Origin of the sequence: Kutzneria chonburiensis (genome assembly GCF_028622115.1) — a bacterium.
Classification (GTDB): domain Bacteria; phylum Actinomycetota; class Actinomycetes; order Mycobacteriales; family Pseudonocardiaceae; genus Kutzneria; species Kutzneria chonburiensis.
Map to the genome: position 1 here is coordinate 2,720,024 of NZ_CP097263.1, position 13,542 is coordinate 2,733,565.

At 70.7% G+C, this 13,542-nt stretch carries 14 protein-coding genes; 8 read left to right on the top strand and 6 right to left on the bottom strand.

Annotated features, from left to right (window positions below):
* Position 1: 1 nt before the first annotated feature.
* Together M3Q35_RS12525 and M3Q35_RS12530 are read right to left on the bottom strand one after the other, a co-directional pair.
* Positions 2–730, bottom strand: coding sequence for an alpha/beta fold hydrolase (locus M3Q35_RS12525; protein WP_273941884.1), 729 nt, complete (start codon positions 728–730; stop codon positions 2–4).
* 19 nt (positions 731–749) lie between these two features.
* Positions 750–1,514 carry an SDR family oxidoreductase gene (locus M3Q35_RS12530; RefSeq protein ID WP_273941885.1) on the bottom strand — a complete coding sequence of 255 codons (765 nt, stop codon included), beginning with the start codon at positions 1,512–1,514 and terminating at the stop codon, positions 750–752.
* Between the two features lie 101 nt (positions 1,515–1,615).
* On the opposite strand from M3Q35_RS12530, the gene M3Q35_RS12535 reads away from it, so the two are divergent.
* The gene (locus tag M3Q35_RS12535) at positions 1,616–2,461 is read left to right on the top strand and encodes a helix-turn-helix transcriptional regulator (protein WP_273941886.1); all 846 of its coding nucleotides are present in this window, start codon (positions 1,616–1,618) and stop codon (positions 2,459–2,461) included.
* Here M3Q35_RS12535 and M3Q35_RS12540 read toward each other — a convergent pair.
* Genes M3Q35_RS12540 through M3Q35_RS12550 form a run of 3 tightly spaced genes read right to left on the bottom strand, consistent with a single transcriptional unit; the run spans position 2,451 to position 4,498 of the window.
* Entirely contained in the window at positions 2,451–3,125 is a 675-nt protein-coding gene (locus M3Q35_RS12540) for an endonuclease/exonuclease/phosphatase family protein (protein ID WP_273941887.1), read from the bottom strand. The two genes, M3Q35_RS12535 and M3Q35_RS12540, sit on opposite strands and share 11 nt — an antisense overlap.
* Before the next feature lie 9 nt (positions 3,126–3,134).
* Positions 3,135–3,737 (bottom strand): hypothetical protein, encoded by a 603-nt coding sequence (locus tag M3Q35_RS12545; protein WP_273941889.1) that lies wholly within the window; start codon positions 3,735–3,737, stop codon positions 3,135–3,137.
* On the bottom strand, positions 3,734–4,498 hold the full coding sequence (locus M3Q35_RS12550; protein WP_273941890.1) for an FAD-binding protein: 765 nt from the start codon (positions 4,496–4,498) through the stop codon (positions 3,734–3,736). Before M3Q35_RS12550 ends, M3Q35_RS12545 begins: the two co-directional genes overlap by 4 nt.
* A 111-nt stretch (positions 4,499–4,609) precedes the next feature.
* On the opposite strand from M3Q35_RS12550, the gene M3Q35_RS12555 reads away from it, so the two are divergent.
* The 3 genes from M3Q35_RS12555 to M3Q35_RS12565 all read left to right on the top strand — a co-directional run bounded on the left by M3Q35_RS12555 (position 4,610) and on the right by M3Q35_RS12565 (position 8,249).
* Positions 4,610–5,233, top strand: coding sequence for a helix-turn-helix domain-containing protein (locus M3Q35_RS12555; RefSeq protein WP_273941891.1), 624 nt, complete (start codon positions 4,610–4,612; stop codon positions 5,231–5,233).
* A gap of 47 nt (positions 5,234–5,280) precedes the next feature.
* The gene (locus M3Q35_RS12560; RefSeq protein ID WP_273941892.1) at positions 5,281–6,840 is read left to right on the top strand and encodes a phytoene desaturase family protein; all 1,560 of its coding nucleotides are present in this window, start codon (positions 5,281–5,283) and stop codon (positions 6,838–6,840) included.
* A gap of 86 nt (positions 6,841–6,926) precedes the next feature.
* Positions 6,927–8,249 (top strand): ferredoxin reductase family protein, encoded by a 1,323-nt coding sequence (locus tag M3Q35_RS12565; protein ID WP_273941893.1) that lies wholly within the window; start codon positions 6,927–6,929, stop codon positions 8,247–8,249.
* Between the two features lie 58 nt (positions 8,250–8,307).
* Here M3Q35_RS12565 and M3Q35_RS12570 read toward each other — a convergent pair whose 3' ends face one another.
* Positions 8,308–9,948 carry a glutamate--tRNA ligase gene (locus M3Q35_RS12570; protein WP_273941894.1) on the bottom strand — a complete coding sequence of 547 codons (1,641 nt, stop codon included), beginning with the start codon at positions 9,946–9,948 and terminating at the stop codon, positions 8,308–8,310.
* An 89-nt stretch (positions 9,949–10,037) separates the two neighbouring features.
* On the opposite strand from M3Q35_RS12570, the gene M3Q35_RS12575 reads away from it, so the two are divergent.
* The 4 genes from M3Q35_RS12575 to M3Q35_RS12590 all read left to right on the top strand — a co-directional run bounded on the left by M3Q35_RS12575 (position 10,038) and on the right by M3Q35_RS12590 (position 13,542).
* Positions 10,038–10,463: a protein-tyrosine phosphatase family protein gene (locus M3Q35_RS12575; protein WP_273941895.1), complete on the top strand. Its 426-nt coding sequence runs from the start codon at positions 10,038–10,040 to the stop codon at positions 10,461–10,463.
* An 85-nt stretch (positions 10,464–10,548) separates the two neighbouring features.
* On the top strand, positions 10,549–11,034 hold the full coding sequence (locus M3Q35_RS12580) for a YybH family protein (protein WP_273944323.1): 486 nt from the start codon (positions 10,549–10,551) through the stop codon (positions 11,032–11,034).
* A gap of 9 nt (positions 11,035–11,043) precedes the next feature.
* Complete coding sequence (locus M3Q35_RS12585; RefSeq protein ID WP_273941896.1) at positions 11,044–11,904, top strand: LysR substrate-binding domain-containing protein; 861 nt, start codon at positions 11,044–11,046, stop codon at positions 11,902–11,904.
* A 144-nt stretch (positions 11,905–12,048) separates the two neighbouring features.
* Positions 12,049–13,542: a GMC family oxidoreductase gene (locus M3Q35_RS12590; RefSeq protein WP_273941897.1), complete on the top strand. Its 1,494-nt coding sequence runs from the start codon at positions 12,049–12,051 to the stop codon at positions 13,540–13,542.

Here is a 13,542-nt window from a genome sequence, read left to right on the forward strand (position 1 = left end):
GCTACCGGGCGTCGAAAGGTTTCGAAGACCAGTCGAGGACGGCCGTGCTGAGTTCGGGGCTGGTGAAGGCGGTCCAGTGATCGCCGGGCACCAGCAGATACTGCGACGACGGCAGGGCGGCAGCGAGGTCGGCGGCGGAGGCGCGACGCTCGTCACGATCGCCGACGACCACCAGCGTCGGCACCTCGATCCGCCGCGCCTCGTCGACCGAGGTCGGCACCTGGGCGTCGAGAACATGCAGCATGGCCTGGGGATCGGCATCGAGCTGGGACAACCAGCCCGCGAACTGCCGGGCCTCCTCGTCGAGCTCTCCGCCCCGCGCGATCGCGGCCAGCGCCCGGCGATTGCCAGCGCCGCCACCGGTAATGCCCTGACCAGCGATGATCGCCCGACGAGGCCGAGCGCCGCGAACGAGCGCCCGCAGCGTCACCCGGCCGCCCAGCGAGTACCCGCCGAGGTCGTAGTCGTCTAGCCCGAGCTCGGCGACCAGGGCCAACAGGTCGTCGGCCAGCACGTCCGGCGGATAGTCGCAGTGCCGCTCGCTGCCGCCGTGTCCGCGCAGGTCGGGCATGATCACGCGGAAGCCCGCGGCGGCGAGTGCCGCCGCATGGCCGCCGGTGATCCACTGCGAGCCGTTGCCCATGAAACCGTGCACGAGCACGACGGGCCGGCCCACCCCCAGTTCCTGATACGCGATCCGTACGCCGTCGAAACTCCGAATGCCAGACACGCAACCGATCCTGGCACGTCTACCTGCCGTGCGGGTCGGTCCCGTTCAGCACGCTCACGACGTGGTCGTAGTCGCCGCGCGCCTCGCCGTAGCGGAGGAACTTGACCCGCTCGACCTGGATCTCCTTGGCGTCGGGCTGCGTCTCGATCAACGTCATGACCTCGTCGATGAACTCGTCGAGCGGCATGGCGTGCTCGTTGTCCTCCTGCCCCGGCATCAGCGGCGTGCGCACCGACGGCGGCTCCAGCTCCAGGACCTTGACGGAGGTGTCGGACAGCTGCAGCCGCAGCGACTCGCTGAGCATGTGGATGGCCGCCTTGGAGGCGTTGTAACTGGGCGTGACCCTGAGCGGGGTGAACGCCAGCCCCGAGGAGACGGTGACGATGGTGGCGTCTGGCCGGGACTGAAGGTGCTCGACGAATGCGGCGACCAGGCGGATCGGGCCGAGCACGTTGGTCGTGACGACGCGTTCGGCCGAGGCCAGGAAGCCCTCGGGCCTGTGCCAGTCCTCGACCTGCATGATGCCGGCCATCGCGATGAGCACGTTCAGTGACGGGTGCCCGGCCAGCACCTCCTTGGCCGCCGCGGTGATGCTGCCCGGGTCGGCGGTGTCGATCACCACGGTGTCGATCTCCGGGTGCTCGGCGGCCAGCTGCTCCAGGATGGCGGTCCGGCGGCCGCCGATGATGACCTTGTTGCCCCGCTCGGTGAGGGCCAGCGCCAGGGCGAGGCCGATGCCGCTGGTCGCGCCGGGGATGAAGATGGTGTTTCCGCTGATGTCCATGACCGAAAGCCTGCTCGGATCGGCGAGGCGTGTGCAGAGAGCGCATATCGGGGGATCGGCGATCCCTGGCTGGCAATCCGGCGACGTCCGATACTGGGCGTATGGATCGAGCTGCACTGGCCGCGTTCCTGCGGACCCGGCGGGAGGCGCTGCAACCGGCGGACATCGGCCTGCCCACGGGTGCGCGCCGGCGTACGCAGGGGCTGCGCCGGGAGGAGGTGGCGTCGCTGGCGGCGATGTCCACCGACTACTACACGCGGCTGGAGCAGGAGCGGGGTCCGCAGCCGAGCGAGCAGATGCTGGCCGCGCTGGCCCGCGCGTTGCGGCTGACGACCCCGGAGCGGGATTACCTGTTCCAGGTGGCCGGCCGCAACGCGCCGTCCTCGGTATCCGTCACCGCGCACGTCGCCCCGGCGTTGATGCGGGTGTTGGACCGGTTGGACGACACGCCGGCGTTGATCTTGTCCAGCCTGGGCGAGATTCTCGTGCAGAACCGGATGTCCCGGGCGCTGATGGGCGATCTGACCGTCTACACCGGACACGCGCGCAGCGAGGTCTACCGCTGGTTCACCGATCCTGAACAGCGCAAGCTCTATCCGCCGGACGACCATGCCCGGCAGAGCCGGGCCATGGTGGCCAATCTCCGTGCGGCGTACGGGCAGATGGGTCCGAAGTCCCGAGCCGGCGAGCTGGCGGCCTTGCTGTCCAAGGAAAGCGCCGAGTTCGCCGAGCTGTGGGAACGGCAGGAGGTGGCGAAGCGGTTCGTCGACCACAAGGTGCTCATGCACCCGGAGCTGGGTGCGATCGAGGTCGACTGCCAGGCCTTGTTCACGGAGGACCAGTCGCAGGCGCTGCTGGTGCTGACCGCCGCGCCGCGGACCGAGGGCTACGAGAAGCTCCAGCTGCTCGGGGTGCTCGGCAACGAGCGTTTCGAGGTCAGTAACTGATCGCCGCCCGCACGGGGCTGTGGTCGGACAGGCCGTCGGCGTTGAGCACCTCGGCGTTGGTGGCCGTCGCGCCGTGCACGATCACGTGGTCGATGACCTGCTCGCCTCGGGTCTTCACGCCGGCCGGCAGCCGCGCTGCCCGAAAGTTTTCGCCCAGGCTCGCCAGCACGGTGTCGGCGTCGGCGTTGAAGTCGCCGAGCAGCACCGCCGGCGCCGGGGCCAGCTCGGCCAGCCGGGCCAGCTGGCTTTTGCGCTTGTTTCCCCAGCTCACGTGGGTCGCGACCACGGTGAGGCCCTGCACGTCGACGGCCAGCGCGCCCTTGCCGCCATCGGTCGGGAACGCTTCCGCGCCGAGCTCGCGGCTGGGACCGTTGACCAGGAGCACGAGGTATTCCGTGTTGTCCGTCAGCGGCGACGCCGTCACTCGAGGCCGCGGCAGCCGCGGGTACCGCATCGCGTGTACCGTCCGGCCGGTCTCGCGCAGCGCCGCGAGCAGATCACCGCTGACCTCCTGCAACGCCACGACGTCCTCGGTCAGCTCCCCCACCCGCTGCGCGACCGCGGCGACCCGTTTCGACTCGTCCGGCCAGCTGCCGGCCACCTCCTCGCCCCAGTTGTCGGCATGGATGCGGTGCAGCACGTTCCAGGTAGCGACGGTGATCACCGCCCGATTTTAGTGGCGGGCCGAGTCGTCGATCTGCACCGGATAGCCCGCCCGCAGCACGGCGACCGTGGATGGCGGCGTGATCACGGTGGCGGTGCCGGTGGTGGGCCGGCGCAGATGACCGGTGTAGCCGGCGCGGGTCCACTGGGCGAGGCTGCCGTCGACGATCAAGGCAGGCCCGTGGTCGAGCAGCACGAAGGTGCCGTCGGGCAGGTCGGGCCACGGCAGCTGGTGGAAACGCCGGGTGTGCGTGCCGCGGAAGATCCGCTCCTGGTGCAGCTGGCGGTTCATGTCGGCGGCCGACGGCTGACCGCCCCACGCGTCGCGGTAGGCCAGGTAGGCAGGCCGTCGACAGGCGGCGCACGGGCGGTGACCAGCGGCGAAGGACACGGCTTCGTCGTGGAAGAACAGGTGGGTCCACCGGTTGGGCAGCCACTGCTCCCGCCACCAATCCTTGAACTCCAGCGCGCACGTGATCCACAGGTTGCTGGCGTGGAACCGGACGATCTCCCGGTCGCGGTGGATCACCCCGCGGTTGCCGGTCCAGGCCCCGCGCAAGGGAAAGGCCTCGATGTCGCCGAGCGGCGTGACGCGATTGCGTTGCGGGCTCACGGGAAGATCCCCTGGCCACGGTTGTCCGGCACCCGTAGCAACGGTGTGGTCAACACCGTGTTTCCGGAAACGGTGAAGTCCTTGTCGCCGAAGGCCTCCAGAATTTGCGACCAGCCGTCGTCCTGGAGGATGAGCCCTTCCACGTAGTCACACTGTCCACTGAGGACAAGTTCTTGCTGGGCGGCGTTCAACGCCACGGTATCGGGATAGCGGACATTGAGGCGGCGAACCACCTCCGGCGCCGGCACGAGTGCGATCGTCGCACGGGTGATGATGCCGCACTGGCCGAGGCCGCCGAGCACGGCCCGGAACAGGTCCGATCCCGGCGCGCACGTCACGACCGAGCCGGTTCCGGTGACGACTTCCAACTCCAGCAGGTTGTCGACGTGGCTGGTGCCGCCGAGCGACAGGGTTCCGCCGACCGACAGGTCCAGGAAGTCCGGCACCACGGGCGGCGTCAGTCCATGCGGCAGGGTCGCTTCCACCACCGTCCGCCAGGACGCGCCGCCGTCAACCACGGCGTAACCGGGCACGACCCGGTGCACCGCGCCCAACCCGGCCATGTCGACCACGACACCACTGTCCACAAGCGACTTCCCGTGCGTGGAATGCCCTCGCCCGCGGGCGGTCACGGGCGTGCCGTCGCGGAGCACCGCGGCAATGTCGGCGGCTGCGCTCGGCACCAGCACGGCTTCGGGTCGCCGCCGGATCATCCCGCCGAAGTCCGTCGACACCCGATCCAGAGCCGCTTCGTCACCCACAGCTCAACCCTAGCAACGGCTCGTGACGCCTTTCGGGTGTTCGGACATCGATGGCGGGAATCCGCGACACCGCCGGCCCTCACCACCGATCCGGCCGGCATGCTTGGCCGTATGGAGGCGGGTCGAGGGGTCGTCGAGGCGGCTTTCGCGGTGTTGGACCAGGTTCGGGTGCAGGAGCCCGCGCGGCTGTTGGACCTCGCCGCCGCGACCGGCATTCCGCGGCCGACCGTGCACCGGTTGCTCGGCCAGCTGCTCGCCGTCGGCGCCGTCCGCCGCGACGGCCGCAAGTATTGGCTCGGCGCCAGCCTCTTGACCGGCGGCGGCCAGCTCGAGCGCCAGGTCCGCGCCGCCGCCACCCGGCCTTTGGCCGAGCTCGCCGCCCGCACCGGCGCCGGCGTGACCTTGGGCCTCAACATCGGCGGCCGCAGCGTCTACCTCCAGATGATCGACGCCCACGAACCGCTCGGCGTCACCGCCCAGCCCGGCGAGCCCGTCGAGTCCGGCACCGCCCAGCTCGAGGCCCTCACCGCCGGCGACTTCCGCCCGTACATCGACGCCGGCCGGGTCGTCCGCGGCCTCACCTGCGTCGCCATGCCCATCCCCCTGCCCGGTACCGGCACCGCCGCCATCACCGCCATGGCCCGCTCCCCGCACCCCTCGCCCACGCTGCTCAACGCCACCAGGCAGACCGCCGCACGGGTCGCCGACCGACTGGGTGCCCTTGAAGTCCGGTGAGCGGACTTCGCCTGGCCGGGCCGGGTGAGCAGTCCTACCGTGCGGACATGCCGTCTTTTGATGTGATCTTCGTCGGTGCCGGGCACAACGCGCTCGTGGCGGCGGCGTATCTGGCCGAAGCGGGTCGGAGTGTCTGCCTGCTGGATCAAGGGGACCGGGCCGGGGGCGCGGTCCGGAGCGAAGAGCTGACGCTGCCGGGGTTCGTCCACGACACGTACTCGGCGCTGCACCCGATCTTCGTGGGTGGACCGGCGTTCGCGGAGCTGAGCGAAGACCTGGGCCGGCACGGACTGCGGTACACGCAAGGCCCCGTGAGCAGCGGGGCGTCCCTCCCGGACGGGCGCAGCGCGGTGATCCCGACGGACCCGGAGGCGCTGGGGGCGGAGATGGCCCGGCTGGGTGAGCAAGAGGGCTGGTCGGGGCTGATGAACGACCTGGCGCCGCACCTCGAGTCGCTGATGCCGCTGCTGGGCATGGATCTGACGACGCCGCAGGCGACGGACCTGATTCAACGACTCACCGGGGACCGCACGGCGGCGCTGCCGTTCCAGACGCTGCTGACCGGCAATGGTGTCGACCTGGTGACCGAACGTTTTCGAAGCGAAGAGCTGCGGACGGCGCTGCTGCCGTGGCTGCTGCACGTCGGCATCGGCACGCACGACGCGGTCGGCGCGCTGTGGCTGGCGCTGTTCGGCCTGATCCTGCCGGGCGGCAACCCGCAGCCGGTCGGCGGCAGCGGCCGCCTGGCCGAAGCGTTGACCGGCCTGGTCACGGAGCGCGGCGCGGAGATCAGGCTCAACACCAGGGTGGACTCGATCCTGACCGAGAACGGCCGGGCGGTCGGCGTGCGGACGGCCGACGGGGACGTGCTGACCGCGACGACAGTTGTTGCCAGCACCACGCCCGACCTGCTCTACGGCCATCTGCTGCGGGATGAGTCGATCAGCGGCTCGGTGCGGGCCCAGGCGTCCCGGTACAGCTATCGGCGCGGCTGCTTCCAGCTCAACCTGGCACTGTCGGCCCGGCCGAACTTCGCCGATTCGCGGCTGGACCAGGGCGGCTGCCTCAATCTGGGCCGGGGAGTCGACGAGCTGGTCCGGTCCAGCCGGCAGGCCGAGGCCGGTTTCCTGCCCGAGCATCCGACGCTGTCCTGGCACGAGGCGACCGCCGTTGACCCGAGCCGCGCGCCGCGGGGCCGGGCGGTGGTCCGGGTCCAGGTGCTGGACGTGCCGATCCGTCCGCTGGGCGACGCCGCCGGGGAGATCAACACCGACGGCCGTTGGACAACATCTGTTGTCAACGCCTTCGCCGACCGGGTGGTGGCCGAGGCGTCCGAACACCTCAAGGGTCTCGACGAACTGGTACTGGCCCGGCACGTGCTGTCCCCGGCCGACCTGGCCCGGCACAACCCGAGCCTGGGCCCCGGCGACCACGGCGCCGGCCACAATGCACTGTCGCAAGGGTTCACGCAGCGGCCGATTCCGGCGCACGGCGGCGGCTACGCCACGGTCGTGCCGGGGCTGTACCTGATCGGCGGCTCCACCTGGCCCGGTCCGGGGGTCAGCGGCACCTCCGGACGGACGGTCGCGCAGACGCTGCTGGCCTAATCGGAAAGATCTTGGTCACGGGGTGAACCAGGGGCGGGCATCGGCCGTGTGGTCTGGCATACCGATCCCCATTTGGGAGGAACCCCGTGACCACCACCCAGAACCTCACGGTCGCGGCGCAGGCCAGGCCCGACCGCCGCCGGACGGCGCGCGTGGCGCTGCTCGCGGCGCTGGTCGTCAACGTCCTGATCGTCGCCGCGCTGGTGGTGGCCACGGGAGCGTCACCCAACCTCCTGATCACGCTGGGTCGGATCCTCGGCCTGGTCGCCGGACTGCTGATGGCCGGCCAGTTCCTGCTGATCGCCCGCATCCCATGGCTGGACGAGCGGTTGGGCATGGACCGACTGACGTCCTACCACCGGTGGAACGGCATCAGTCTGATGTGGACACTGCTGGGCCACGTGGTGCTGATCGTGACCGGCTACGCGCAGCTCCAGGCGCACAGCTTCTTCGCGGAGATCGTCGTCCTCTCCGACACGTTCACCGGCGTCCTGCTGGCCGTCATCGCCTTCCTGCTGGTGATCGTGGTCGGCGCGACCTCGGCGAGGATCGCCCGCCGACGGATGCCGTACGAGACCTGGCACGCCATCCACCTGCTGACGTACGCGGTGGTGGCGCTGGCCTTCACGCACCAGTTCATCTCCGGCACGACCATCGCCTCCACCGGCGGCCGGATCTACTGGATCCTGTTGTGGGCCACGGCGATCGGCGCGCTGGTGTCCGGCCGCCTGATCCGCCCGCTGCTGCGCAACCGCCGCTACCAGCTCCGTGTCGCCGGCATCGTCGCCGAGTCGCCCGACGTCGTGTCGGTGTACATCGAAGGCCGCAACCTGCACGAGCTTCCCGCGCGGGCCGGGCAGTTCTTCGTGTGGCGCTTCCTGGCCAAGGGCATGTGGCACCGGGCCAACCCGTTCTCGCTGTCGGCCGCACCCGACGGCCGCTACCTGCGGCTCACCGCCAAGTCCGTCGGCACCGCAAGCGCCGCCCTGCGGGAACTCAAGGTCGGCACGCGCGTCTACGCCGAAGGCCCGTACGGGGCTTTCACCACCGCCAACCAGGTCCACCCGCACGCCCTGCTGATCGCCGGCGGCGTCGGCGTCACGCCGATCCGGGCGCTGCTGGAGGAGATCCAGGGTCACGTGGTCGTGCTGTACCGCGTCCGTGACGAGCGGGATGCCGTGCTGCTGGACGAACTCCGTGCGCTGGCCCCGGTCGTCCGTGTCCTCAGTGGACCGGCGGCCGGCCAGTTCAACCCGGAGAGCCTGCGCTACATGGTGCCGGACATCTGGTCCCGTGACGTGTTCGTGTGCGGGCCGGCGGCCATGACCAACGCCGTGCTGGCCAGCACCCGGGCATTGCAGGTGCCGGACCGCCAGGTGCACGCCGAGAAGTTCAGCCTGGCCGGCTGATCGGCGCACGACAACGCCGCCGCGTCCTCTCCTGGTGCGGCGGCGTTGTCGTGTCTGCTCAGGCGGCGACGGCGCGAATCCGGCGCAGCACCTCGTCCTCGCCCAGCGTGGTGGCCACGGCATGCAGGTCGGGGCTGCGGGTGGAGCCGGTCAGCGCCACCCGGATGATCTGCGACGCCTCACGGATGGAACCCGGGTAGGCGTCCGGGTTCTTCTTGTACTCCTTGGCGTTCTTGGCGTAGCCGTGCTTGGCCGCCAGGTCGCGGATCTGACCGAACCACTCCTGGCCGTCGGCCAGGTGCTGGTAGCCGTCGGCGAAGTCGGCCGCGAAGGCCCGCGCCAGCTCCGGCGTCACGCCCTCGATGCGCTCGTCGCCGGCCGTGACCGGCGTGAACAGCTCCGGGAAGAAGAAGCCGTAGGCCGGGCGGAAGTCGGACCACTTGCGCAGGTCCTTGCGCGGGTTCTCCACGCCCTCGCGCTCCACCGCCAGCGCGGCCAGCGCCAGCTCCTGGTTGCCGTCCAGCACCGGCACCAGGTCGGCGTCGTGGGTCAGCGCCCACTCCCGGACCGCGGCCAGGATCTCCGCGCCGGGCAGGGTGGCGATGTGGTCGGCGCTGATGTCGTCCAGCTTGGCCATGTCGATCAGCGGCCCGGCCAGGCCCATCTCGTCCAGCTTGATCGGCGCGTCCAGCGCCTCGGCCAGCGGCAGCTCGGCGATGCGGCCGTTGGTCAGGCCCTTGAGGTAGTACAGCACCGCCTTGGCCGGGTAGCCCTCGGCGATGTAGAAGTCGACCGAGGCCTCCGGGTCCTTGCGCTTGGACAGCTTGCGCTTGCCGCCGGAGATCTGCTTCATCAGCGGCGCGATGTGGGCGTAGGTCGGCTGCTCGAAGCCGAGCGCGGCGAACAGCTGGAGGTGGGTGGGCACCGAGGAGATCCACTCGTCGGCCCTGATCACCAGGTTCACCCGCATCAGGTGGTCGTCGACCGCGTGCGCGAAGTGGTACGTGGGCAGCCGCACGGCGTTGGCCGAGGACTTGAGGATCACCACGTCGTTGCGGTTGTCCTCGTGCTCGAGCCGGCCACGGATGGCGTCGGTGAACACGGCCCGGCCGTCGACCTGGCCCGGCGAGCGGAACCGCACCACGTACGGCGCGCCCTCGGCCAGCTTGGCCTGCACGTCCTCGTCGGGCCGGTCGCGCCAGATGGCCCAGCCGCCGTAGTAGCCGGGCGGGATCTTGCTGGCCTCCTGGCGGCGGCGGATGTCGGCCAGCTCGTCCTCGGTGGCGAAGCACAGGTACGCCTTGCCCTCGCGCAGCAGCTCGCGCGCGTAGGTCAGGTACTGCTGCTCGCGCTCGGACTGGAAGTACGGTCCGTAGTCGCCGTGCCCCTCGGCCTCGTCGGCCGGCAGGCCGAAGTAGTCGAACGCGCGGGTGAACTGCTCGACCGCGCCCTGCACCTCGCGGGCCTGGTCGGTGTCCTCGATGCGCAGCAGATAGCGGCCGCCGGTGCGGTGCGCGATGTCCCGGTTGATCGCGCCCACGTACAGCGCGCCGATGTGCAGCCAGCCGGTGGGCGACGGGCCGACGCGGGTGACCATGGCGCCGTCGGGGAGGTCCCGCTGCGGGTAGCGCTGCTCCCAGTACGCCGGCTCCGGCAGGTCCGCGGGGAACAACGCGTCGATCACGGCACGGTCAGGCATCGGGTCTCGGTCTCCAGCACGCAGGTCAACAGGTCTGTCCAGGTTACCGGCCGAGCCCGGCGGCGCGTGGCTGGCCTAGGCTCGGACGGGTGACCTGGGACCCGGACGCGGCCGGTGTGCTGCGACTGCCGTCGGGACGGCTGGTCCGTGGGCGTGGCCTGCGGCATCCGCTGCCGCCGGGGCCGACGCCGTCGTTCGGGCTCTACCTGCTCGGCTCGGACCCGGGTGCGATGGCCTGGGACCGCCGCTGGATTCGGTGGCCGGACTTCTGGCTGCCTTCGGACCGCGCCGCCTTCGGCACGGCTTTGGCGGAGTTGCACGCCCGGGCCCGTGACGAACGGGTGGAGATCGCCTGCGGCGGCGGATTCGGCCGTACGGGAACGGCCTTGGCCTGCCTGGCCGTGCTGGACGGCATGCCGAACGGCGAAGCCGTGGCCTACGTCCGCGAGCACTACTCGAAACGGGCCGTCGAGACGCCGTGGCAGCGGCGGTTCGTCGCTCGCTGGTCGGCCTGAGGATTCTCCCGGGGAGAATTCTGCGATCGAGAATCGGCATTGGTCCACCGCAGCGAGCGATGGCTAGCCTGACGTGGTGACCACAATGGAGGTTGTCGACTACCGTTTCGGCCCGCAGTCCCGGAATCGGCTGGCCGAGACCGAGAATCCAGGCCGGGACGGCGCGATCGCGGCGCTGGAATCCTTCTACTACGCGCTGAACAACCGGGACCTCGACACGTTGTCCGCGGTGTGGTCCCAGCACGAGCTGGCTCAGTTGAACAATCCGGTCGGCGGCATTCTGCGGTCGGGCACGGCCGTGACCGATCTCTACCGGCGGATCTTCGACGGCGGCCTGGGGCTGACGGTGACCTTCACCGACGCGGCCACCTACTGGTGGGCCGATTCCGTGGTGTTCGCCGGCCGGGAGCTCGGCGAGTACGGCGCGCGGGTGCCGCTGGCCATCCGCACCACCCGGGTCTTCGGCTATGACGGCCGGTGGCGGCTGGTCCACCACCACGGCAGCATCGACCGGCCGGCGGAGCTGGCCGCCTATCAGCAGGCGGCGACCGGCGGCGCCGCTCCCCGCTAGGCTGTCCACGTGGAGCTGACCGACCTGCGGATCTTTCTCGCGGTGGCCCGCACCGGGGCGATCACCAAGGCAGCGCAGGAGTTGCACACCGTGCAGTCCAACGTCAGCCTGCGCATCCACGCCCTGGAGAAGGAACTCGGCGTCGCGGTGTTCCGCCGGCACGCCCGCGGTGTGACGCTGACCCAGGCCGGCGAGCAGCTCCGCTCCTACGCCGCACGGATCGTGGCGCTGGCCGACGAGGCCCGGAATCTGGCCGGCGACAACGCCGAGCCGGCCGGCCCGCTGAGCCTCGGCGCGCTGGAGATCACGGCCGGCCTCCGACTGCCCGACCTGCTGCACGCGTTCGTCGAGCTGTACCCGAAGGTCGATCTGTCGCTGGCCACCAACACCTCCGACGAGCTCACGCGGGCGGTCCTCGACGGCACGCTGGACGGGGCGTTCGTCGCCGGTCCGGTCACGCAGCCAGGTCTGGTGGCAATCCCGGCCTTCACGGAACATCTGGTGCTGGTCACGTCCACGCGAGAGTCCACTGTGGAGGACGCGTTGCATCGGCAGCCGGCGCCGAGGGCCTTGGTGTTCCGGGCCGGCTGCGCCTTCCGCGCCCGACTGGAACGGCTATTGGCCGAGCATGGCGCGGTTGCCGTCCGTCTGATGGAGTTCGGCACGCTGGAAGGCATTCTGGGCTGCGTCGCCGCCGGCATGGGATTCACACTGCTGCCGGCCGACGTCGTTGCCGCGTCCAACCGGCACGTGCGCACCCACGACGTGCCGGACGCCCGGCTGGAGACGGTCTTCGTGCACCGCGACGAGCCCGCCGCTCCCCCGGCGCTGCGCCGTTTCCTGACCCATCTCCCCACAAAAACGGCCTGATTTCCCCGAATTGCGGTTTCACGGCCGGAAGGGCACGCGTCCTTACCGGCCCGGACGATCGCCTTTCACCGCTCGGCGGCCGCCTGCTAATTTCGCCGTACGACCGGCCGGTCGTCACCAATCGGCAGCTCATCGAGGGCGGGAATGCACCCCATCGACAGCGGTTACGACTACATCGTGCTCGGCGGCGGCACGGCCGGCTGTGTGCTCGCGGCGCGATTGAGCGAAAGCGAGCAGGCCCGCGTGCTGCTCATCGAACGCGGCCGGACGATGCCGATCGAGAGCAGGGAGCCGGCGCGCTGGCTGTCCTTGTCGGAGGGCCCGCTGACCTGGCCCGGCGGCACCGTTGTGCAGGCGAGCACCGGCACCTCCGTGCCGTGGGCGCGCGGGCTGGGCCTCGGCGGGTCGTCCGGCATCAACGGCATGGTGCACATCCGGGGCCACCGGTCCAGCTACGACGAATGGCCCGGTGCCGGCGCGAAGGGCTGGGGCTTCGACGATCTGCTGCCGTTCTTCCGCGCGTCGGAGACGGCACCGCATCGGGATCCGGCGCTGCGCGGCCAGCACGGCCCGATGACCGTCGCGCCGGTCGCCGACCCGCATCCCGTTGCGCTGGCTACGCTTGCCGCCGCGACGGAGGTCGGGCATCCGTTGGCCGACGACATCAGCGGCGGCCTCGAGGTCGGTTTCGGATTGCCCGATCTGGCCATTGTGGACGGTCATCGGCTCGGCGCCGCGGACGCCTATCTCACGCCCGTGCTCGGCCGACCTACACTGAACGTGGCCACGAATGCCTTGGTGCATCGCGTGATCGTGCGGAACGGACGGGCCGTCGGGGTCGAGTTCTCCATCGGCGACGAGCTGCTCACGGTGTCGTGCTCGCAGGAGGTCGTGCTGGCCGCCGGCGCGGTGGGCTCGCCGGAGATCCTGCTCCGTTCCGGCATCGGGCCGTCCGACCACCTTCGTGAGCTGGGCATCGACACCGTGGTGGACCTGCCCGGCGTCGGCGAGGACCTGCACGACCATCCGATCAGCGCCATGGTGCACCGGGCCGCGGATCCGCTGCCGGACAGCACCGGCAACCACACCGAGGTGCTCGGGCTGCTGGCCAGCGACGGCGGCGCGGTCCCCGACCTGCACCTGCTGGTCCTGTCCCGGCCGGACGCCCCGCAAGGTCCGACGCAGGGTTTCGTGATCGCCGTCGGGCTGATGACGCCGCACAGCCGTGGCACGCTGCGACTGTCCAGTTCGGACCCGACGACCCATCCCCTGCTCGATCCCCGATACCTGGCCGACGACCGCGACCGCGCGGCGATGCTCGCCGGCCTGCGCCTGGCCCGCGAAGTCGCGGCGTCACCGGCATTCCAGCCGCTCGACACGGCCGAGATCGCGCCCGGCGAGATCCCGCTCGACCAGTACCTCAAGGCAAGTCTGGGCACCTACTACCACTACGTCGGCACGTGTCGGATCGGCACGGACGACCTTGCCGTGGTGGACACGGATCTGACCGTGCACGGCGTCGCCGGCCTCCGGGTCGCCGACGCGTCGGTGATGCCGTCCATTCCGTCGGCCAACACGAACGCGACCGTGCTGGCCATCGCCGAACGCGCCGCGGCACTCATCGCCGGCCGCCCGTAA

Bases quoted from the DNA above. Each gene is read 5' to 3' on its own strand.
- M3Q35_RS12530 (WP_273941885.1), bottom strand. From the start codon at position 1,514: ATGGACATCAGCGGAAACACCATCTTCATCCCCGGCGCGACCAGCGGC.
- M3Q35_RS12535 (WP_273941886.1), top strand. From the start codon at position 1,616: ATGGATCGAGCTGCACTGGCCGCGTTCCTGCGGACCCGGCGGGAGGCG.
- M3Q35_RS12555 (WP_273941891.1), top strand. From the start codon at position 4,610: ATGGAGGCGGGTCGAGGGGTCGTCGAGGCGGCTTTCGCGGTGTTGGAC.
- M3Q35_RS12560 (WP_273941892.1), top strand. From the start codon at position 5,281: ATGCCGTCTTTTGATGTGATCTTCGTCGGTGCCGGGCACAACGCGCTC.
- M3Q35_RS12570 (WP_273941894.1), bottom strand. From the start codon at position 9,948: ATGCCTGACCGTGCCGTGATCGACGCGTTGTTCCCCGCGGACCTGCCG.
- M3Q35_RS12580 (WP_273944323.1), top strand. From the start codon at position 10,549: ATGGAGGTTGTCGACTACCGTTTCGGCCCGCAGTCCCGGAATCGGCTG.
- M3Q35_RS12590 (WP_273941897.1), top strand. From the start codon at position 12,049: ATGCACCCCATCGACAGCGGTTACGACTACATCGTGCTCGGCGGCGGC.